The 21,150-nt window shown below is 61.8% G+C and carries 22 protein-coding genes; 15 read left to right on the plus strand and 7 right to left on the minus strand.

The window, feature by feature from the left end:
• Window positions 1–50 precede the first annotated feature (50 nt).
• Window positions 51–473, minus strand: coding sequence for a hypothetical protein (locus tag OIU37_RS09200; RefSeq protein WP_264257163.1), 423 nt, complete (start codon window positions 471–473; stop codon window positions 51–53).
• 176 nt (window positions 474–649) lie between these two features.
• Between OIU37_RS09200 and hemP the strand changes: the two genes are divergently transcribed.
• The 7 genes from hemP to OIU37_RS09235 all read left to right on the plus strand — a co-directional run bounded on the left by hemP (window position 650) and on the right by OIU37_RS09235 (window position 5,669).
• Window positions 650–832 (plus strand): hemin uptake protein HemP, encoded by a 183-nt coding sequence (hemP, locus tag OIU37_RS09205; RefSeq protein WP_264257164.1) that lies wholly within the window; start codon window positions 650–652, stop codon window positions 830–832.
• An 8-nt stretch (window positions 833–840) separates the two neighbouring features.
• Window positions 841–1,890 carry a hemin-degrading factor gene (locus OIU37_RS09210; RefSeq protein WP_264257165.1) on the plus strand — a complete coding sequence of 350 codons (1,050 nt, stop codon included), beginning with the start codon at window positions 841–843 and terminating at the stop codon, window positions 1,888–1,890.
• Between the two features lie 11 nt (window positions 1,891–1,901).
• Entirely contained in the window at window positions 1,902–2,831 is a 930-nt protein-coding gene (locus OIU37_RS09215) for a hemin ABC transporter substrate-binding protein (protein WP_264257166.1), read from the plus strand.
• A gap of 2 nt (window positions 2,832–2,833) precedes the next feature.
• Window positions 2,834–3,946 carry an iron ABC transporter permease gene (locus OIU37_RS09220; protein WP_264257167.1) on the plus strand — a complete coding sequence of 371 codons (1,113 nt, stop codon included), beginning with the start codon at window positions 2,834–2,836 and terminating at the stop codon, window positions 3,944–3,946.
• 24 nt (window positions 3,947–3,970) lie between these two features.
• The gene (locus tag OIU37_RS09225) at window positions 3,971–4,765 is read left to right on the plus strand and encodes a heme ABC transporter ATP-binding protein (protein WP_264257466.1); all 795 of its coding nucleotides are present in this window, start codon (window positions 3,971–3,973) and stop codon (window positions 4,763–4,765) included.
• 148 nt (window positions 4,766–4,913) lie between these two features.
• Complete coding sequence (locus tag OIU37_RS09230) at window positions 4,914–5,258, plus strand: YqjD family protein (RefSeq protein WP_171605419.1); 345 nt, start codon at window positions 4,914–4,916, stop codon at window positions 5,256–5,258.
• A gap of 9 nt (window positions 5,259–5,267) precedes the next feature.
• A complete protein-coding gene (locus tag OIU37_RS09235) occupies window positions 5,268–5,669 on the plus strand; it encodes a hypothetical protein (RefSeq protein WP_264257168.1) in 402 nt (133 codons plus the stop codon).
• 321 nt (window positions 5,670–5,990) lie between these two features.
• On the opposite strand, the gene OIU37_RS09240 is transcribed toward OIU37_RS09235, so the two are convergent.
• Together OIU37_RS09240 and OIU37_RS09245 are read right to left on the minus strand one after the other, a co-directional pair.
• A complete protein-coding gene (locus OIU37_RS09240) occupies window positions 5,991–6,548 on the minus strand; it encodes an RNA polymerase sigma factor (protein ID WP_003542247.1) in 558 nt (185 codons plus the stop codon).
• A 9-nt stretch (window positions 6,549–6,557) separates the two neighbouring features.
• On the minus strand, window positions 6,558–6,764 hold the full coding sequence (locus OIU37_RS09245) for a NepR family anti-sigma factor (RefSeq protein ID WP_003542250.1): 207 nt from the start codon (window positions 6,762–6,764) through the stop codon (window positions 6,558–6,560).
• A gap of 370 nt (window positions 6,765–7,134) precedes the next feature.
• On the opposite strand from OIU37_RS09245, the gene OIU37_RS09250 reads away from it, so the two are divergent.
• The 4 genes from OIU37_RS09250 (at window position 7,135) to preA (ending at window position 12,219) form a co-directional block, all read left to right on the plus strand.
• Complete coding sequence (locus OIU37_RS09250; protein ID WP_003542253.1) at window positions 7,135–7,929, plus strand: response regulator; 795 nt, start codon at window positions 7,135–7,137, stop codon at window positions 7,927–7,929.
• A 201-nt stretch (window positions 7,930–8,130) separates the two neighbouring features.
• Window positions 8,131–9,117, plus strand: coding sequence for a sensor histidine kinase (locus tag OIU37_RS09255; RefSeq protein WP_264257467.1), 987 nt, complete (start codon window positions 8,131–8,133; stop codon window positions 9,115–9,117).
• A gap of 412 nt (window positions 9,118–9,529) precedes the next feature.
• Window positions 9,530–10,891, plus strand: a complete 1,362-nt coding sequence (locus OIU37_RS09260) for an NAD(P)-dependent oxidoreductase (RefSeq protein WP_168314289.1) — start codon at window positions 9,530–9,532, stop codon at window positions 10,889–10,891.
• A gap of 14 nt (window positions 10,892–10,905) precedes the next feature.
• Entirely contained in the window at window positions 10,906–12,219 is a 1,314-nt protein-coding gene (gene preA, locus OIU37_RS09265) for an NAD-dependent dihydropyrimidine dehydrogenase subunit PreA (RefSeq protein WP_171605416.1), read from the plus strand.
• 106 nt (window positions 12,220–12,325) lie between these two features.
• Here the strand turns inward: preA and prfH are convergent, their stop codons facing one another.
• From prfH to ftrA, 3 genes are all read right to left on the minus strand, one after another.
• A complete protein-coding gene (gene prfH / locus OIU37_RS09270; protein WP_264257181.1) occupies window positions 12,326–12,940 on the minus strand; it encodes a peptide chain release factor H in 615 nt (204 codons plus the stop codon).
• Entirely contained in the window at window positions 12,927–14,117 is a 1,191-nt protein-coding gene (locus OIU37_RS09275; RefSeq protein WP_264257182.1) for an RNA ligase RtcB family protein, read from the minus strand. The genes prfH and OIU37_RS09275 overlap by 14 nt, the downstream gene beginning before the upstream one ends.
• A gap of 231 nt (window positions 14,118–14,348) precedes the next feature.
• Window positions 14,349–15,350: a transcriptional regulator FtrA gene (gene ftrA, locus OIU37_RS09280; protein ID WP_171605413.1), complete on the minus strand. Its 1,002-nt coding sequence runs from the start codon at window positions 15,348–15,350 to the stop codon at window positions 14,349–14,351.
• A gap of 69 nt (window positions 15,351–15,419) precedes the next feature.
• Between ftrA and OIU37_RS09285 the strand changes: the two genes are divergently transcribed.
• On the plus strand, window positions 15,420–15,830 hold the full coding sequence (locus OIU37_RS09285) for a rhodanese-like domain-containing protein (RefSeq protein ID WP_171605412.1): 411 nt from the start codon (window positions 15,420–15,422) through the stop codon (window positions 15,828–15,830).
• Window positions 15,831–15,882: 52 nt separating this feature from the next.
• On the opposite strand, the gene OIU37_RS09290 is transcribed toward OIU37_RS09285, so the two are convergent.
• Window positions 15,883–16,905, minus strand: a complete 1,023-nt coding sequence (locus OIU37_RS09290; RefSeq protein ID WP_264257184.1) for an NAD(P)-dependent alcohol dehydrogenase — start codon at window positions 16,903–16,905, stop codon at window positions 15,883–15,885.
• A 101-nt stretch (window positions 16,906–17,006) separates the two neighbouring features.
• Here OIU37_RS09290 and OIU37_RS09295 point away from each other — a divergent pair, with 101 nt between their 5' ends.
• From OIU37_RS09295 to OIU37_RS09305, 3 genes are all read left to right on the plus strand, one after another.
• Window positions 17,007–17,906, plus strand: coding sequence for a LysR family transcriptional regulator (locus tag OIU37_RS09295; RefSeq protein ID WP_264257185.1), 900 nt, complete (start codon window positions 17,007–17,009; stop codon window positions 17,904–17,906).
• Between the two features lie 139 nt (window positions 17,907–18,045).
• Window positions 18,046–18,582, plus strand: a complete 537-nt coding sequence (locus OIU37_RS09300; RefSeq protein ID WP_264257468.1) for a biliverdin-producing heme oxygenase — start codon at window positions 18,046–18,048, stop codon at window positions 18,580–18,582.
• Complete coding sequence (locus OIU37_RS09305; protein WP_264257186.1) at window positions 18,579–21,146, plus strand: HWE histidine kinase domain-containing protein; 2,568 nt, start codon at window positions 18,579–18,581, stop codon at window positions 21,144–21,146. The genes OIU37_RS09300 and OIU37_RS09305 overlap by 4 nt, the downstream gene beginning before the upstream one ends.
• Window positions 21,147–21,150 lie beyond the last annotated feature (4 nt).

Genomic DNA, 21,150 nt, shown 5'->3' on the forward strand with positions numbered 1-21,150 from the left:
TGCCTCGGACAGTCTGGACATGCCCGCCGGGATTCATTCCCGGCGTATTCTTAGCCCTCGAAGGGAACGGAAATCTGCGAGCGGGTGACGAGACCCTTCATGCATTCGCCCGCCGCCGGACCGTCGCAGACCGGCGTGTCGTTGATGATGATGCGGGTGACCGTGTCGCACTTCACATTCGGCATATCGAACTGGCGCACGCGCTTCTTGCCCTGCGGCAGATCGCGGAAGTCGAGCACGGTGATGCGGTCGACGGCATTCTTGTCGTTGAAAAAGGCAAGCTCGAAGGAGATCTTGTTGATCGGGGTCTGGAGATTGTTCTCGGCGACGAAAGTCATCATGCAGCCCTTTTGCGATGGCGCCAGAGCATTAAGTTCGACATCCAACTTGGCGGTTGTCGCATCCTGCGCCTGGCATACGCCCGAAACCGCCATCACCATGCCGGCTGCAACAGCCGCAAACCTACCCGTCATCATCTTCTCCGCCATTGTCGCGAACCGCCGCCAGGCGGCCTCATATCAGCAATCTCAAAAACTTGACTGCATTAGTCTCCTATTGCGTCTTTAAAAAACTATGAGTAATAAAGTCAAGATAATTGTCATCACGACCGGGGACCCTGATCACCGGCCTCACGGAATTGCCAACCGAAATGATGGTTGAAAAGCCAGATAACTTTAAACAGGTGCCGCTGCAGAGCGAGCCTGCGGCGCAGCACCGGATCGTCGAAAGCGCGGATCTTTTCCGCGGCACGAACGAGATCATGATAAGACACGACGGCTTGGTCTATCGCCTGAAGATCACCCGTCAGGGCAAACTCATTCTCAATAAGTAGGGTAGGACATGACCGAACAGACAAGACCGGCGCCAGCCGAAATCCGTGCGTTTCGCGCCGAGAATCCGAAGATGCGCGAGCGTGATATCGCCGCCCAGCTGAATATTTCCGAGGCAGCCCTCGTCGCCGCCGAAACCGGCATCAGCGTGACGCGCATCGATGGCAGCGCGCTGAAGCTTCTCGAGCGCGTGGCCGGCCTCGGCGAAGTGATGGCGCTGTCGCGCAACGAAAGTGCCGTTCACGAGAAGATCGGCATCTTCGAAAACATCAAGAGCGGTGCGCAGGCCGCGATCGTTCTCGGCGAGAACATCGACCTGCGCATCTTCCCGAGCCGCTGGGAGCATGGTTTCGCCGTATCCAAGAAGGATGGCGATCAGGAGCGCCTCAGCCTGCAATATTTCGACAAGGCGGGCAACGCCGTGCATAAGGTGCACCTGCGCCCGAGCTCGAATGTCGAGGCCTATCACGCGATCGTCGCCGAGTTGAAGCTGGAAGATCAGTCGCAGGAATTCATCGAGGCCGAGACCCTAAGTGCCGTCGATGAAACCGCCGACGTCAGCCGCGACGAGCTGCGCGACAACTGGAGCAAGCTCACCGATACGCATGAATTCTTCGGCATGCTGAAGCGCCTGAAGATCGGCCGCCAGGCTGCCGTGCGCACCGTCGGCGACGACTATGCCTGGAAGCTCGACAACAGCGCGACGGCAGACATGATGCATGCCTCGGTGAAATCCGGCCTGCCGATCATGTGCTTCGTCGCCAATAACGGCATCGTCCAGATCCATTCCGGCCCGATCTTCAACGTGCAGCCGATGGGTCCGTGGATCAATATCATGGACCCGACCTTTCACCTGCATCTGCGCCAGGATCACATCGCCGAGACCTGGGCCGTACGCAAGCCGACCGCGGACGGCCACGTCACCTCGCTGGAGGCTTACAATGCCGACGGCGAGATGATCATCCAGTTCTTCGGCAAGCGGAAGGAAGGTTCCGACGAACGCGCCGAGTGGCGCGAGATCATGGAAAACCTCCCGCGGGCAGCAAGCGTGGCCGCATAAGGATCGCTACGATGACGATGCGTAATAATCTGCGCCGGATCCGCACTTGGGAACTGGCCCTGACGGCGGTGGTCATGGCGCTGCCGCTGATCCCGACGGCGCCGGCAGTCGAAGGCTTCGCCTTCATCCGTGTCGCCCACGCCGAGGAAAAGAAGCTCGACACGTCGCGCCTGGTTTCGGTCGGCGGCGACATCACCGAGATCGTCTATGCGCTCGGCGAGGAAAGCCGGCTGATTGCCCGCGATACGACGAGCATCTATCCGGCGGCGGCGCTGAAGCTGCCGAACGTCGGTTACATGCGCGCACTCTCGCCGGAAGGCATCCTCGCCATGAACCCGACGGCGATCATCGCCGTCGAAGGTTCAGGCCCGCAGGAAGCGCTGGGTGTGCTGAAGAATGCCAGCGTGCCCTTCGAGACCGTGCCGAGCGCCTTTACCCGCGACGGCATCATCGCCAAGATCGACCGTGTCGGCACGCTGCTGGGCGTGCCCGACAAGGCGAAGGCGCTTGAAGAAAAGGTTGCGGCCGATCTCGATGCGGCGATCGCCGATGCCGAAAAGCGCCCGGAGGCCGAGCGCAAACGCGTTCTCTTCATCCTCAGCGCCCAGAACGGCCGGATCATGGCATCGGGCACCGGCACGGCCGCCGATGGCATCGTCAAGCTCGCCGGCGCCATCAACGCCGTCGGCGCATTCCCGGGCTACAAGCCGTTGACGGACGAGGCGATCATCGAAGCCAAGCCCGACATCATCTTGATGATGAATCGCGGCGACGGCGCCGGCACCAAGAACGAGGACCTGCTGGCTCAGCCGGCGATCGCCCTGACACCGGCGGGTGAGAAAAAGGCGATCATCCGAATGGATGGCGCCTACCTGCTCGGCTTCGGCCCGCGCACAGCAGCCGCCGCGCGTGAGCTCAACACGGCGATCTACGGGGGCTGATCATGGCCCTGCCGCAAGCCATGATGGAACAAAGGCGACGATTCCCGATGGCGGACATCCGCGAAATCAGGCAGGTGGGCGACAGGACGCGGCTCGCCTTGCTGGCGATCGCGCTGCTTGTCGTCGCCTCGGTCTTTTCGATGCTGTTTTCGGTAACGACGGGCGCCTCGGATGCTTCGATCCTCGACGTCATCAGCAACATGGCCTGCTCCGAGGCGGCGCTCAGCACACGTGACCGGATCATCATCTTTGATATCCGCCTGCCCAGGGCGATCCTCGGTTTCCTGATCGGCGCCTCGCTGGCCGTCTCCGGCACGGTGATGCAGGGCCTGTTCCGCAATCCGCTGGCCGATCCCGGCCTCGTCGGCGTCTCCTCCGGCGCAAGCCTCGGCGCAGTCACCATCATCGTGCTCGGCGGCGGCCTCGCAGCTCCGCTCGCAGCGCTTCTCGGTATCTACGCTCTGCCGGCGGCGGCCTTCGGCGGTGGCCTCGTCACGACGCTGCTGCTCTACAGGATCGCCACCCGTCACGGACAGACCTCGGTGGCGACGATGTTGCTTGCCGGCATCGCGCTCGGCGCCCTCGCCCTCGCCGTCACGGGATTGCTGATCTACATGGCCAACGACCAGCAGCTGCGCGACCTGACCTTCTGGAGCATGGGCTCGCTTGCCGGCGCCACATGGACGAAGATCGCCGCCGCCAGCCCGATCATCCTCTTGTCCTTCACCGCCCTGCCCTTCATGGCGCGCGGCCTCAATGCCATCACGCTCGGCGAGGCGGCCGCCTTTCATATGGGTGTTCCAGTGCAGCGGCTGAAGAATGTCGCGATCGTCGGTGTCGCTGCGGCGACCGGCGCGTCCGTCGCCGTCAGCGGCGGCATCGGTTTCGTCGGGATCGTCGTGCCGCATATCCTGCGCATGGCAATCGGCCCCGACCATCGTTTCCTGCTGCCGGCCGCAGCTCTTCTCGGCGGCTCTCTGCTGATCTTCGCTGATGTCCTGGCGCGCACCCTGGTCGCCCCGGCCGAGCTGCCGATCGGCATCATCACCGCGGCGGTCGGCGGGCCGTTCTTCCTGTGGATACTGCTGCGGCAGCGTTCGCGCCTTGCCCTGTGAGTGACCCCTGTGAGTGACATTGCGATGATCGAAGTTTCCGGCGTTTCCGTGCGCCTTTCAGGCAAGACCATCATCAGCGACGTCACTTTTACGGCAAGGGCCGGCGAGCTGACGGCGATTGCCGGGCCGAACGGCTCCGGCAAGACGACGACGATGAAAGCCATCTCCGGCGAACTTGCCTATGGCGGCTCGGTGCGCATCGGCGGCGACGAGGTGAAAGGCCTGAAACCCTGGCAGCTTGCCGCCATTCGTGGCGTGCTGCCGCAGGCAAGCACCATCTCCTTTCCCTTTACCGTGCGCGAAATCGTCCGCATGGGCCTGACGTCAGGTCTCAACCTGCATCCCGACAAGGCCGAGCAGACGGCGGCGGCAGCGCTTGCCTCCGTCGACTTGACCGACTTCGAAGGCCGTTTCTATCAGGAGCTCTCCGGCGGCGAGCAGCAGCGTGTGCAGCTTGCCCGCGTGCTCTGCCAGATCGCCGAGCCCGTCGTCGACGGCAAGCCCTGCTGGCTGCTGCTCGACGAGCCGGTCTCGAGCCTCGACATCAGCCACCAGCTGACCATCATGACGCTCGCCCGCAATTTCTGCGAACGCGGCGGCGGTGTCGTCGCCGTCATGCACGATCTCAACCTGACCGCGCTCTTTGCCGACCGCATCGTGCTGATGAAATCCGGCCGCCTCGCCGCCGCGGGCAGCATCGGTGAAGTGCTGACGAACGAAACGATGCTCTCGGTGTTCGGCTGCGCGCTGCGCATCAACCAGGTACCATCAGATGGCACGCCCTTCGTGCTCGCCCACAGCGCCGTTTCCCGCCCCTGAGCACGGCGCGGGCGGAACTTTTGATCGTCCGGGACGTTGTTGGCAGTGATCTGGGTCAATGCCGGGCGATATCATTCATGCAACGGACGGTGGTGACCCTCGTGCGAAATAGGCGGGCTTGCGCGCGCCCCAGCCAATGGAGACAGCCATGAGCTATTCTATCTTCCAGTCCGGCCGCAGCCGCCGCAACGGTACCTTCCACAATTTGGAATCAGGCATCGAGGAGCAGGTCGAGGCGCTTCGCGACGAACTTGCGGAACTGACACGCCTTGTCGGCAAGAGTTCGCGCCATCAGGGCGAAAAAATCCGCAGCCAGGCCGGCGCCGGCTATGAGGAACTGCTCGGCCGTAGCGAGGATCTGCTGCGCGAATTGCAGCACGGCTATGAGCGCGGCGCGACCGAAATGCGCGAGACCGTGCGCAAGCATCCGCTGGCAACGATCGGCGCCGCTGCCGTTTTCGGCCTTGCCATCGCCTTCCTCGCTCGGCGCTGAGGAAGCGCGATGCTCTTGTCGATCCTCGGCCTGCTGACGGGCGCAAGCGTGCATCGGACCGTTGCACGCGCCAAGCGCAATAGCATCTTCATTGCGCTTGCCTTCCTCTTCCTCCTCACCGCCTACGCATTGGCCGTCACCGCCGGTGCTATCTGGCTTGCCGGCATCTACGGCCCGGTCGGCGCTGCCCTCTTCCTGGCGGCCTGCGCGCTGCTGATCGCCATCATCGCCTTGGTGGCGATGTCGATCATCAATACCCGGGAAGCACGCCGCGCCCGTGAACGCCGTGCGGCGCTGGAATCGATGGCAACGGTCGGGCTCGGTCTTATCCGCGCCCAGCCGCTCCTGACCGCCGGTGTTCTGGCAGCAATCGTCGCGGCCAATTTGGTGGGCTCGAAGCGCGAGGATTGAGATTGATGAGGGACTTACTCCACCTCACGCAGCACCAACGTAAGATTAGTCAGGTACGCCCACCCCACCCTCCCTCATTCCTGTGCCTGTCACAGGAATCCAGCCACGGCGCGTCCGCGCCGTGAATGAACCCAAATACCCTCAACAGGAAAGAGTCTTTCGCGCCCAAGGACTTGGGCGCACTGGATTCCTGTGACGAGCACAGGAATGAGGGAGGAGAGGTATTGCCCTGACTAGCAATCCACTGCGTGGCTTGGCCTCCTTCTCCCATCCCTACAAACCAAAAAAGCCGGCGCCCCCAATAGCAACCGGCCTTTCTAATCAGAACGCGAAGGCCTTCGATGTCAGCGGCGCCGAGGTGGCGTCGGGGCCGAAATCAGCCTCGCCTGATATCTGCAGCAACTCCTGCAGCCGCTGACGGGCCCGGTTGACGCGGCTCTTGATGGTGCCCACGGCGCAGCCGCAGATTTCGGCCGCCTCCTCGTAGGAGAAACCCGAGGCGCCGACGAGGATGATCGCCTCGCGTTGATCCGGCGGCAGCTGGTCGAGCGCCTTCTTGAAGTCCTGCAGATCGAGCGCGCCATATTGCGAAGGGTGCATTGCCATCGATTCAGTGAACAGCCCGTCGCTGTCCTGCACTTCGCGGCCGCTCTTGCGCATCTGGCTGTAGAGTTCGTTGCGCAGGATCGTAAAGAGCCAGGCCTTCATATTGGTGCCCATCTCGAAATGATCCTGTTTGGCCCAGGCTTTCATGATGGTGTCCTGGACGAGATCGTCGGCACGGTCGTGCCGCCCGATGAGCGAGATCGCGAAAGCGCGAAGGCTTGGGAGTGCCGCCAGCAATTCCCGCTTGAAGCTGGGTTGCGATTTGTCTTCCATGCAGCGATCCTATTCGGCCATCTTGGCAGAAGCCATCATTTCAGCATGGTCGAGCTTTTCGAGAAGGTCGAGAAAACGATCGGGAATCGCCTCATCCTGTGCGGCCGAATACAGCGACCGCAGCCTGACGCCGATCTGGTTGTTCGGGTCCAGGATGTCGCTTGCCCGCAGCTCCAGCTTTCGCTGATCGGCTGCTTCTTTCTTGCGTGTAGTCATCAATTCGTCTTCTCGCCGGTTGTCTGTCCAGAGCATGATGCCGAAAAGTGGGAGCGGTTTTCGGACGACATCATGCTCTAACTTTCTAATTTAGAACAGGATTCAGATTTTAGGCCGACCCGGCCTAAAATCATCCTGTTCTAGGGGGCGTGGATGGGATCAAACACGATTTCAACCATCGACATCGAACGTTCCATTCTCGATGTCGCTGGCATTTGCCGTTGCATGGGTCAAAACCCTACGCCCTTTCTTCGTCGGCTGGAATAATGCGGCGCAACGAAAAAAGTTCCTGCGGTTCCGGAACTTTTTTATCAAGGCGACGTTAACCGCTCATTGAAGCCAATGCCGGCCTGTATGCAGGAGCCCATTAATGACACTTTCTACTCGGATTGCGCCGCACCTTCCTTATCTGCGCCGCTATTCCCGCGCCCTTACCGGCACTCAGACTTCAGGCGACGCTTATGTCGCGGCCGTTCTCGAAGCTATCATCGCCGATCTATCGATTTTCCCGGATACGGCGAACGACCGGGTTGCACTCTACAAACTGTTCACGCAGCTGTTTGGTTCCACCGCAGTCCAGATTCCGGAGCCGACCTCGCCCTATGCCTGGGAGCAACGCGCCACGCTGAATCTTTCCAAGGTTTCACCGCGTGCCCGTCAGGCCTTCCTGCTCGCCTCCGTGGAGAATTTCCGCGTCGCCGAAATCGCCGAGATCCTGGAAACCGAAGAACAGGATGTTATGCACCTGCTCGACGTAGCGTCGCAGGAGATTTCGCGTCAGGTCGCCACCGATATCATGATCATCGAGGACGAACCGCTGATCGCCATGGATATCGAGCAGATGGTCGAGAGCCTCGGCCATCGCGTCACCGGCATTGCCCGCACGCATGCCGAGGCCGTGGCACTTTACAACAAGACCAAGCCGAGCATGGTGCTGGCCGACATCCAACTTGCCGATGGCAGCTCCGGTATCGACGCAGTCAACGACATCCTCAAGACGTCGAGCGTGCCGGTGATTTTCATCACCGCTTTCCCGGAACGGCTGCTGACCGGCGAGCGCCCCGAACCGACCTTCCTTGTCACCAAGCCCTTCAATCCCGACATGGTTAAGGCCCTGATCAGCCAAGCTCTTTTCTTCAACGAATCGACCAGAGTGGCCGCCTGAGACGCAATTTTCCGGCCTTCGGAACCAAATCGCCAAAGCAGGCGTTCCGGTGCTACCGGGACGCTCCGGTGGCTTTAACGGTTTTTGCAGCGCTTTGTTCTAGAGTTGACAGGCGGTGTCTGGAAGGGCGCTCCCTTCAGCGACGTTCAAGATGTCACAAGGAAAGGCGGCCGAGTGAATACGACTGAACCATTATCCGGCATGCCTTTCACCTTCGAAGGCAAAGCCGAAATGATGGAACGCGCGCTCGGCAGCGCCGGGATTTCAATCCTCTGCCAGGACGCCCGGCTTTCGATCTTCTACGCCGAAAATCTGCCGCCGCATTTTGCAGCCCTCTTTGCGCCTGGCGGCAGCGACGCCGTCCTCTTTGGCGATGCCCACGGCCGATATCTAACGGCGCTGAAGCACAAGGTGCTGGAAACCGGCATCCCCAACAATGCCGAAGTCGAGATCGACGTCGACGGCGAAAGACGCACCTATGAACTGAAGATCCAGCGCACCGGCGAACGTGGCGCACATGGACTTCTGTCCGTCATGGCTGAAGTCACGGAGAGCCGGCATCGCGAAAAAGTTCTGAAATCGCTGTTGCGCGAACTCTCGCACCGCTCCAAGAACCTTCTTGCCATCATTCAGGGCATTGCCACGCAGACCGCGCGCAACACGCTCTCTCTCGACAGTTTCCTCCTCAAATTCCGCGGACGGCTGCAATCGCTTTCCAACTCGCAGGACCTGATCACGGATTCGAGCTGGCGCGGCGCCTATCTCTTCGAACTCGCCGAAAAGCAGTTTGCCCCCTATTGGCCGGAGACGGCCGGCTCGATGCCGATCTATGGCATCAACGCTCATCTGACGCCGAATGCCGCGGTGCATCTCGGGCTCGCTCTCCACGAACTCATCGTCAACTCCGCCTCTTTTGGCGCGATTGCCGGCGGCGCCGCCTCCATCACGCTGAATTGCCGCGAAGCCATGATCAACGACAGGAAGGCGATCGAAGTCGCCTGGGCGGAAGTGCTGCATGATCAGTCGGAAATCCACGAATTCAGCGACAACAGCTTCGGCCGCACCGTGCTGGAGCGTGTCGTGCCTTCGTCGGTCAATGGCAAAGCGGAGTTGAACCTCATTCCCGGTCGTATCGAATATCGTTTGACCATTCCGGAAAGCGAATTCGAGATCTTCAAGCGCGTGTGAAGCCGGGAGGCAACCGAAAACGAAAAACAGCCGGTGCGAGGGCGGCGCACCGGCTGTCTTCACTCACCGGGAGGGGACCGTGAGTACGTCCGGATAGTGGGTTGGGGGCGCGCATGTTGGGTCGATGCGATCACCATCCGGATATCGCAATAACGGCGACATCAAACTTTGGTTCCCTGCCATCTGAAAAAAATTTGACTTTTTTGAATCTTTTTTCGGACACCCCGCCGGTGCTGTTCGTCCCAGCTATTTTGTAGGCACGGACTGCCGAAAAAATTGCCTCTCCCTCATAAAAACAAGGGTTTGAGTGCGCCAGGCGCAACAAAATTGCCAAAATTTTACCGTTTGATAAATTTTTAAACCTGAGTTACGATTCCCTCACAGGCCGTTTACCAATAATGAGGGAACTTCAATGGAACGACTGGAAACCGGGATCCATGCCGGCCGGCTTTCGCCCGCCGAGTATGAGGCAAATTTTTCCGATCTTCATCCACGCCTCGACAATCATGAGGCGCTGGTCGCCGCCGACCGCTGTTATTTCTGTTATGACGCGCCATGCATGACGGCCTGTCCCACCTCGATCGACATTCCGCTGTTCATCCGCCAGATCTCGACCGGCAATCCGATCGGCTCGGCAAAGACGATCTTCGATCAGAACATCCTCGGCGGCATGTGCGCCCGCGTCTGTCCCACCGAAGAACTCTGTGAACAGGCCTGTGTCCGCAACACGGCTGAAGAGCGGCCGGTCGAGATCGGCCGTCTGCAGCGCTATGCCACCGATGCCGCCATGCAGGCCGACAAGCAATTCTATGCCAGGGCCGAACCGACCGGCAAGACGATCGCCGTCGTCGGCGCAGGCCCAGCCGGACTTGCCGCCGCCCATCGCCTGGCCGTCAAGGGCCACTCGGTCGTCATCTATGATGCCAGGGAAAAATCCGGCGGCCTCAACGAATACGGTATCGCCACCTACAAGACGGTCGACGACTTCGCCCAGAAGGAAGTCGACTACGTCCTCTCGATCGGCGGCATCGAGGTTCGGCATGGGCAGCGTCTCGGCCACGATTTTTCGCTTTCCGATCTGCAGGCGCAATATGACGGCGTCTTCCTCGGTATCGGCCTTGCCGGCGTCAACGCGCTGCGCATCGAGGGCGAAAACCTTGCGGGCGTCGACGATGCCGTCGATTTCATCGCGGCCCTCCGCCAAGCCGAAGACAAAAGCGACATCGCCATCGGCCGCCGTGTCGTCGTCCTTGGCGGCGGCATGACGGCGATCGACGCTGCCGTACAGGCAAAGCTGCTCGGCGCCGAGGAGGTGACGATCTGTTACCGCCGTGGCAAGGAGCACATGAACGCCTCCGAATTCGAACAGGATCTGGCAAGCTCCAAGGGCGTCATCATCCGCCACTGGCTAGCGCCGAAATCGATCCTGTCGCAGGACGGCAAAGTCGCCGCCATCGAGGTGGAATATACGAGGATTCTCGAAGGCCGCCTCGTCGGCACCGGCGAAACCGGTGTCATTGCCGCCGACCAGATCTTCAAGGCGATCGGTCAGAGCTTTGACGCCTCTGGTCTCGGTTCGCTGCGCATGGAATCCGGCCGCATCGCTGTCGATGGCGAAGGCCATACCTCGCTCGACGGCGTCTGGGCCGGCGGCGACTGCGTCTTCGGCGGCGACGATCTCACGGTTTCTGCCGTCGCCCACGGTCGCGACGCGGCTGAATCCATCCATCGTGCCCTCACCGCAGCAGCCGCTCCGGCTGTCGCGGTTGCTTGAAGGGAGAATGAACAATGGCTGATCTCCGTAATAATTTCGTCGGCATCAAATCCCCGAACCCGTTCTGGCTGGCGTCTGCGCCGCCGACCGACAAGGCTTATAACGTCGAGCGCGCCTTCAAGGCCGGCTGGGGCGGCGTGGTCTGGAAGACGCTGGGCGAGGAAGGCCCGCCTGTCGTCAACGTCAACGGCCCGCGCTACGGCGCGATCTGGGGCGCCGACCGCCGCCTGCTCGGCTTGAACAATATCGAGCTCATCACCGACCGCGACCTCTATACCAACCTGCGGGAAATGAAGCAGGTGAAGATGAACTGGCCGGACCGGGCGTTGATCGCCTCGATCATGGTGCCTTGCGAGGAAGAGGCCTGGAAGGCGATCCTGCCCTTGGTCGAAGAGACCGGCGCCGACGGCATCGAACTCAATTTCGGCTGTCCGCACGGCATGTCCGAGCGCGGCATGGGCTCCGCAGTCGGTCAGGTGCCGGAATATATCGAGATGGTCGTGCGCTGGTGCAAGCAGTACACCCGCATGCCTGTCATCACCAAGCTGACGCCCAACATCACCGATGTCCGCCGCCCCGCCCGCGCCGCCAAGGCCGGCGGTACCGATGCCGTCTCGCTGATCAACACGATCAATTCGATCGTCTCCGTCGATCTCGACAACTTCGCCCCCAACCCGACGGTCGGCGGCAAGGGCAGCCATGGCGGTTATTGCGGCCCAGCGGTAAAGCCGATCGCGCTCAACATGGTGGCCGAGATCGCCCGCGATCCCGAAACCTACGGCCTGCCGATCTCCGGCATCGGCGGCATCACCACCTGGCGGGACGCGGCCGAATTCCTCGTGCTCGGCGCCGGCAACGTCCAGGTCTGCACAGCGGCAATGACCTACGGTTTCAAGATCGTCCAGGAGATGATCACTGGTCTCTCCGACTGGATGGACGAGAAGGGTCACCGCAACCTCGACGACATTACCGGCCGCGCCGTCCCCAACGTCACCGACTGGCAATATCTGAACCTCAACTACATCGCCAAGGCGAAGATCGACCAGGACGCCTGCATCAAATGCGGCCGCTGCTACATCGCCTGCGAGGATACCTCGCACCAGGCGATCACCAACTTCGTCGACGGCGTTCGCCATTTCGAGGTGATGGACGAGGAATGCGTCGGCTGCAATCTCTGCGTCAGCGTCTGCCCGGTCGAAAACTGCATCACCATGGAGCAGCTTCCCGCCGGCACCCTCGACAAGCGCACCGGCCGGGTCGTCGACCCGAACTATGCCAACTGGACGACGCACCCCAACAACCCGATGGCCCGCCAGGCGGCGGAATAAGAATTCGCAACGCCGCCATAATCCTCGGCGGGTCATGACCAGTGAAATCGGCGCCCTACATGAAAGGGCGCCGTTTGTTGTTGTAGTCAGGGCACGCTATTCCCGATTACAGCTTGAAAGTTTTGACCTCGTTGCCGCGCTCGATGGTCCGGTTGGCGATGAAGCGCCCGGATTTGGCAGCCTCCTGCTTCTCCGCCTCGATATGGCGCAACATCGCCTCAAGACGCCGGAGCGCCAAGGCTTTGTTGCGATGCTGGGAACGCTCGTCGCGCGCCGTCGCGACGAGACCGGTCGGCCGATGCAGGACACGAACAGCACTGTCGGTCGTATTCTGATGCTGCCCGCCCGGTCCGCCGGCCCTTAGCGTCTCGAAACGCAGGTCGGCTGGATCGATCGTCACCTCGCCGCCTTCCGGTTTGGTATCGATACGTTGAACCGAGACGTACCAGTTCTGCCGCTTGTGACCCGGACGCACCTGGCTCTTGAAGGTGAAGCGGATCGTGCCGCAATAGTCACTGGCGATCTGCTCCGCCTCGAAACCATTGAGGCTGACGATCGCCGACTTGGCGCCGTGCTGGTCCGGCATCCGACCAAGGCTGGTCTCGAAAGAGCAGCCGAGCCGAACGGCCTCCCGCTCGAGGATGCCGAGAAGCGCCGACAGCGCCATGCGGCATTCCACCGGACCGTTGCCCGCGGTAACGAGAAGATCAATAGCGCTCATGGCCACGTCCTCCTTCCCTGCGATATTCGGGTTTTCGCCGACGCTGCTCAACCTCCGCTTCATCAACCACCTTCTTGAAGGTGACAAGCGGCCGAAAGCTGGCAAGCCTCACGACCAGGCTCTCATTTTCCAGATCGGTCACCACTTGCCCGGCATCCTTGTATGCAGATGCCGCCTCCTCGACGACAAGGGAGCGATCGTCGCAGATGGCGATACCGCCCCAGGAATTGCGCAAGAGCTGTTCTCGTTCGGAGCGATTCCGGCCGACACGCCCGTGCATGGTGGCGCGGTCGTATTTGCGACCGGCCCCGTGAGAGATACCATCCAACGAACGGGCAACGCCGGCGCTCGGACGAACCGCATAGCTGAGGCTCGCTCGAGATCCCGCAATCGGCGCGAGTTCGCCGCTTACGACCGCCGCCGCACCCTTGTAATGCACAAACCCACGATCGGACGGGCGAACGAGATTGTGCGGCACGTCGGCGATGAGACACAGATCCGCATGAAGCGCTGCGGCCGCCCGCTCTGCGATCAGCCGTCGGTTCAACGATGCCCAGGCAACGCACTGGTCATGGCGCACAAGCCAGGCGGCACCGGCCTCCGAACCGGGCTCAAGACCGGCTGCAAGCCCCGAATGAGCGGCCACCATCTCCGAGAATACGGTGGCGCCCAGGGACCGCGAACCGGAATGAACCAGCAGATAAAGCCCCTGATCATCGAGACCGTAGGCAGATCCACCTTCGGCGAGATCCTCCACAGCCTGCAACTCGCAGAAATGATTGCCGCCGCCGATCGTGCCGAGAGCACCGGGTGTCAGATCGGTTGACAGACCTGCCTCCGTGAGAAGTTGCGCCGCATTTCCGATCGCCTGCGTTTCAAACCGGCGAAGCCGCTCCGCCGCCCTGTCGATCTTCAGTTTGCGCAGCGGAAGATCCAGGCCGAAGAGCGACATGCCGCAGCCGATATCGTTGCCGATCAGCAGCGGGTGCAGCCGAGAGGACAACAGTGCCACGCCGGTCGCACCATATTTTCCGGGGTGCAGATCTGGAAACGCGGCGATCTCCAAAACGCCCGGCAGGCGGGACATTTCGTCGAGTTGATTTAAAGCGGCGCCTTCGATCCAGGCGCTACCGGAAAAGAAACGATTGATGAGTGCCGGATGTGCCGACGACGTCATCGGGGAGCTTCTGCTCCCAATGGAATTGCCCATGATGATGAACTCTGGATATGATTGGTCTTTCATCGCCAAAAGGGCGATGTCAACCGGCATTCATCGGCCCATTGACCGAGTTAAGCCGAAACCCTCTCGGGGCGTGCGGAGATATTCGTCATCGTGGCGCTCCCTTTCCAGAAACAATCGAGAGCGCCCACTTAGGTGAAATCGCAAAGAAATGCAAGCATGGGATGCCTAACCGCCGAATGACTTCCGATAGGCATTGGGGCTCGTCCCCAGTCGCCTGCGGAAATGATGCCGCATCGTCGCCAGTGTTCCAAAGCCGCTGGCGGCGGCGATGTCGTCGAGCGAAACAGCAAGTTCCTTCTCCAGCAGGTCGCGGGCATGCCGCAGCCGCTGCTTCAGCAGCCATTCGCCGACGCTGAGGCCCGTCGTCGCTTCGAAGCGCCGCTGGAAGGTGCGCATACTCATGCCGGCTCTTTTGGCAAGCAGGCTGATCGGCTGCTCCTCGGAAAGGCTTTCGCGCATCCATTCGATCAGCGGCCCCAGGCGGATGCCCTCGCGTTCCTCGGGAACCGGCGCGTGAATGAACTGCGCCTGTCCGCCTTCGCGGTGCGGCGGCACGACGAGACGTCTTGCCACGCTGTTTGCGGCCTCTGAACCGAAATCGCCGCGCACCACGTGCAGGCAGAGATCGATGCCGGCGGCACTCCCCGCCGCCGTCAGCAGGCTGCCCTCGTCCATGTAGAGAACGTCGGCATCGAGCGTGATGTCGGGATAACGTGCAGCGATCGAGGCGACATAGCGCCAATGTGTCGTCGCCCTACGGTTGGCAAGCAGCCCGGATCCGGCAAGAACCGCAACGCCCGAGCAGAGCGACATGATGCGCGCGCCGCGCTGATGCGCTGCCCTGAGCGCTACGGCGAGCGGTGCCGGCACCGGCGCATCGATTGCCCGCCAGCCGGGTACCACAATCAGATCCGCCTCATCAAGCACCTCCAGTCCCTTGTCGACCGCGACCGTCAGCCCGCCCGCAGCGCGAAGCGGCCCTGGTTCGATGCCGCAGACTGAGAAACGATACCAATCCGCCCCCATCTCCGGGCGTGGCAGGCCGAAGACCTCGTAGGCGATGCCGAATTCGAAGGTGCAGAGCCCGTCATAGGCAAGTGCGGCGACAAGCGGTCCTTTGGTCTGCTGCGGGGATGAGTTTGGCATGATCTTTACGCTGTCGGTCATGATGGCCAATTTCACAAAGCTCTAGCATCGGCGATACCAGGCGGCAACTTCAGAAAAAGGGAGAACCCGATGCCAAGCCCCGTTTCCCAAATACCTGCTGCAGCTCCGGATGCCGCTGTCGCTCACTTTGCCGCCAGGCTTGCTTTCGAAACCGATTGCTCGGACGTGCATGCCGCCTTTGCGGCCGGGAAAGTCGATTTCGTTCTCCTCGACGTACGCTCGCCGCAGCTCTTCGCAGCGGCCCATGTTCCCGGAGCCATCAACCTGCCGCACGGCAAGATGACGGCGCACCGAATGTCGGCATGGGCAAGCGATACACTGTTCGTCGTCTATTGCGCCGGCCCGCACTGCAACGGCGCCGACAAGGCAGCCTTCCGCCTCGCCAATCTCGGCCTCCAGGTGAAGCTCATGATCGGCGGGATGACCGGCTGGGCCGATGAAGGCTTCGCCTTCGAACAGGGCGTCCCCGCTGCCGCGTGATCAGTCTCCCGTCTCCCCCAATAATGCAGCGGGAGAAGGAAACTTGCTGCCGTCAGAACTCGACGACCACCTTGCCGAAAGGCCCGCGATAGAGATGATCGAGCGCCTCAGGAAACTCGTCGAAAGCATAACGCTTGTCGATCACAGGCTTCAGCCTGGTCTGGTCGATTGCCCGCACCAGATCTTCAAGCGCACGGCGGTGGCCGACGGAAATGCCCTGCACAACCGGCGCCTTGAGCAGCAGCGGGCCGGCCGGGCCGGAAACCTCGAACCCCTCGAACACGCCTATGACGGAAATGCGGCCATTGATCGCCACCGCCTTCAGCGCCTGGCCGAGATGCGGGCCGCCGACGATCTCAAGTACGTGATCGGCGCCATAGCCGCCGGTCAACTGATAAAGTTGCTCAACCCAGTCGCCCTCATGGCGGTTAATCGCATGATCGGCGCCGAGAGCGACGGCGCGTTCGAGCTTCTCGGCGCTGCCCGATGTGATGAAGACCTCCGCGCCATGCGCCTTGGCGATCTGCAGACCGAAGAGCGCCACACCGCCGGTGCCTTGCACCAGCACCTTGTCGCCGGCTTTCAGACCACCGCGCTCGATCAGTGCGAACCAGGCGGTCAGCCCGGCGCAGGGCAAGGTGCTCGCGTGCGCCGCATCGAGCGTATCAGGCGCGCGTGAATACCACTCCTCGGAGAGCACAGTGTATTGGGAGAGGACGCCAGGATAAAAGCCACCACGCGTCTTGTAGGGTGGCGTGCGCGCATCGCCCAACCCACGTCCGTCGATCCAGTCGGGCGAAAAGGTCGAGATGACCCGATCGCCCGGCTTGAACCGGCTGACCTCGGGTCCGACTGCCTCGACGACCCCCGCCATATCGGAAGCCGGCACGAAGGGAAATTGCAGCGGCAACCCCATGCCGCTTTCCATCACCAGCCGGTCGCGGAAATTGAGCGAGACGGCTTCCGTCCGGACCAGGACCCTGTTTCCCGAAACCGGTTCGAGCCTCCGCTCGCCGACCGTCAGCTGGCGTTCCGGCCCAACCGCGTCGATCTGCCATTGCCGTGTTGTCTGCATTGTCTTGCTCCTTGTCCATTGCCGGGAGCGCAAACATATCGTTGAATATTTCGCACCAGTTGCGATATTAATTCTCCAGAATGGTTCCAAAGAGGAAACAAGTGGAACAGCTCAAGGGTATCTCGATCTTTGTCGAAGCCGTCGAGGCCGGTGGCTTTTCGGCTGCCGCCGAGCGGCTCCATCTCACACGTTCGGCGGTCGGCAAGACGATCGCACGGCTGGAACAGCGTCTCGGCGTGCGCCTCTTCAACCGTACGACACGCATGCAGAGCCTTACCGAGGAAGGCCGCTTCTTCTACGAGCGCTGCCTGCGGGCGGTCGAGGAAATCCGCCTCGGGGAAGCCATGCTGGAATCCGGCCGGCGTGATGTCCGCGGCCGGCTGCGCATCTCGATGCCAGTGCTCTTCGGCCGCCACTGCATCGCGCCGGTCCTGGGACGCCTGCTCGATGAGCATCCGAATCTCGAACTCGACCTTTCTTTCAACGACCGTATCGTCGACCTGCTCGAAGACGGCTTCGATCTTGTCGTCCGCAACGGACCGCTGAAGGACAATCCGGATCTGATGGCGCGGGCGATCGCCCGCCAGCGCATGACCGTCTGCGCATCGCCCGCCTATCTGGAAAAACATGGCGCGCCGCAGACGGTCTTCGATATTCCGCAGCATGAAGGCATCGTCTACAGGCGGGGCGATGACGATAGGGGCTGGATCTTTCCCACTGCAACCGATCCCGGGCGGCGGATGCCGCCAAAGGCACGGCTGCGGCTCGACGACCTCGCTTCGATTTCCGATGCGGCCGTCGCCGGGCGCGGTCTTGCCTGGCTGCCCTGCTGGCTGGTCCGCGAGGAGGTGCTGGCAGGCCGGCTCATTCAGGTGTTGAAGCACGAACCGGCCAATGTCTTCGATGCCCATGCCGTTTGGCTGCGCTCTCCGGTCATGCTGCCGAAGGTGCGGCTCGCGATCGATACGCTTGCCGCAGGACTGCCGGCAATGATGGGCTGAAGCGCTCGCCGCGTCTGTGAGCGACGAGAAACCCATGTTTTTCCTAGACGTTTCCCTGGAAATCACTCGTTGCCGCAGTATATCCGCTCATTCACCGTCCGTTGTGGACGGCCGCCATATCACTCGGAACACGGTCAGCATGTCACTTCGCAACGCCCTCCGCGCACAAACTGCAGATTGCCACGCCGCGGTGGACACCATCTTCGGCAGTTTCAACCTCTCACGCACCCAGGATTATAAGGCTTTCTTGCGCGCGCATGCCCGCGTCGTACCATCAGTCGAACATGCGCTTGAGAATGGAGGAATCGGCCGTCTGCTGCCGGACTGGCCGGAACGACGGCGCGCGCATTTGTTGGCTGCCGACATACGGGAACTCGATGATCGATTGCCCGTACTGCTTCCACAACCGGTATTGCGCTGCGACGCAGCGGTCTGGGGTGCCGCCTACGTCCTTGAGGGCTCCAAGCTCGGCGGCGTGCTGCTCGCCAAGGCCGTGCCCGACCACTTGCCCAGCAGCTATCTGAGCCCGCAAGGCCCGAAGGGCGCCATGCGGCTTTTCATGGATCGTCTTGACGCGAGCAAGGTGGACGATCCCGGTGCTGCCGCCGCCGCAGCCCGCGATGTCTTCGAGCTCTTCCTCAAAGCGGGGCAAGTCGAACTGGAAGCCGTCCCATGAGCGGCACGCACGAACCCGTCGATCTCACCAACTGCGACCGTGAGCCGATTCACCAGCTCGGCTCGGTCCAGCCCTTCGGCTTTCTCATGGCGGTATCCTCAGACTGGATCGTCATGCGCGCCTCCGCAAATCTGGCGGAGTTTCTCGGAGTGACACAGGCCGACGCGCTCGGCCGTTCCGTTATCTCTGTGATCACACCCGAAGCACTCCACGCAATCCGCAACAAGCTTACCACGCTGCGTGGTTCCGACGTCGTCGAGCGCATTTTCGGCATTGCCCTGATGCCCGATCAAAACAGGTTCGACATTGCCGTGCACCTGAACGAAGGTGAGGTCATCATCGAAGGCGAGCGCTGCCAGGAAGACAAGCACGACGCCGCGTCGCTCTCCATGCGCAGCATGATGTCGCGCCTCGACCACACGGAAACACTGGAAGCTTTCTTCCGTGAAGGTGCAAGACAGGCGCGGGCGCTTACCGGTTTCGATCGGGTCATGGTCTATCGTTTCGATGAAGGCGGTTCCGGCGAAGTGGTGGCGGAAGCTGCCCGGGCCGGCATCGGCTCGTTTCTCGGGCTGCACTATCCGGCTTCCGACATTCCGGTACAGGCGCGCGCGCTTTATCTGCGTAACCTGTTCCGCATCATTGCCGATGTCGGCGCCGTCACGGTCCCGATCCTGCCGCAGCTCGATGAGCACGGCCGGCCGCTCGATCTCTCCATGTCGGTATTGCGTTCGGTTTCGCCGATCCACATCGAATATTTGAAAAACATGGGCGTTGGCGCTTCGCTCTCCATATCGATCGTTGTGGACGGTAGGCTCTGGGGTCTGTTTGCCTGCCATCACTACGGCCCGCGTCTGCCTTCGGCCCAACGCCGCTCCACTGCCGAACTCTTCGGCCAGATGTTTGCGTCGCGCCTTGAAAGCCGCGAACGGCGACTGGCTCTCGACTACGAGACCAAGGCGCGCCGCATTGCCGACCGGCTTCTCACCTCCGTCGCAGACAATGCGAGCCTGCTCGACGATCCGGCCTGGCTGATCGAGGCGCTCGCCGACGCCATTCCTGCCGACGGGATCGGCGTCTGGATCAACGGCCGGCTGGCCCTTGCCGGCATCGGGCCGAATGAGAGAGGCTTCGCAGCCCTCGTCCGCCACCTCAACCGCAACGCCGCCGGCCGCATCTATGCCGTGGACAGGCTCGCGGAAGCCTATCCGGATCTTGAGGTCGACGATGCTGTGGCAGGCATGCTCGCCATCCCGATCTCGCGTTCGCCGCGCGATTACGTCGTGCTTTTCCGTCAGGAATTGGTGCGCACCGTCCGCTGGGGCGGCGACCCGCACAAGCCGGTGGAATACGGGCCGAACGGCCCGAGGCTGACGCCGCGCAAGAGTTTCGAAGCCTGGTCGGAACTGGTGCGCGGCCGCTCCCTTCCTTTCACGGAGGCCGAGCGCCGTGTCGCCGAAACCATCCGCGTCACATTGATCGAGGTGGTGTTGCGCCTCACCGACGAGGTCAGCATGGCGCGCCAGGTGGCAAACGAGCGCCAGGAACTGCTGATTGCCGAGCTGAACCACCGCGTCCGCAACATATTGAGCCTCATCACCGGCATTATCCGGCAGTCACAGGCAACGTCGGTCGGCCTTGGCGACTACATCCGCCAGCTCGAGGGCCGCATCCAGTCGCTCGCCCGCGCCCATGACCAGATCACCCGCGATCACTGGGCGCCCGCTTCGCTCCGGCAATTGCTGCTGGCAGAGACCGCCGCCTATCTCGGGAAAAATGCGCAACGCATTCAAATGAGCGGCGAGGACGTGCTGCTGGAACCGCAGGCTTTTTCCACCGCCGCCCTTGTTTTCCATGAGCTGATGACCAACAGCGCCAAATATGGCAGCCTTTCCGGCACCGGCAGCGGCATCGTCCAACTCGGCTGGCACCGCGACGACGAGGGCAATCTGCGCATCGGCTGGCGCGAAAAGGATGGTCCGCCCGTCGTCGAACCCAAACGCCATGGCTTCGGTTCGACGATCATCCGCCGCTCGATCCCCTATGACCTCGGCGGCAAGGCCGAGGTCCGCTACGTCAAGGAGGGGCTCGAGGCCGATTTCTGCATTCCGGCGCGACATGTCGTCAGCCCGACGAGCGAACCGTCAAATCTGGCTCCGGTCGGAGCGGCCGGTCGCAAGACGATTGCCGACGATCAGCCACTCTCCGGCCTGAACGTGCTGCTGGTTGAAAACAACCTGATCATCGCCATGGATGGGGAGGACATCCTGCGCCGGCTTGGCGCCGAGGTGGCTACGGCGCCAAGTGTCACGGAGACGATGGAAATTCTGGCAGGCCAGTCCTTCGATCTGGCGCTTCTCGATGTCAATCTTGGCGATGAGACGAGTTTCGGGATTGCCGACCGGCTGGCAGCTGATGGCGTGCCCTTCGTTTTCGCCACGGGCTATGGGGAGGGCATTGCCCAGGCGAACAGCCACTCGGACGCGCCCGTGCTGCAGAAGCCTTATACGATGGAAGGCGTGACGGATATTCTTGCCCGGGTGCCGCTCCCGAGGAGAGGGTAAAACC

Source organism: Rhizobium sp. BT-226 (assembly GCF_025847085.2).
Lineage (GTDB): Bacteria > Pseudomonadota > Alphaproteobacteria > Rhizobiales > Rhizobiaceae > Rhizobium > Rhizobium sophorae.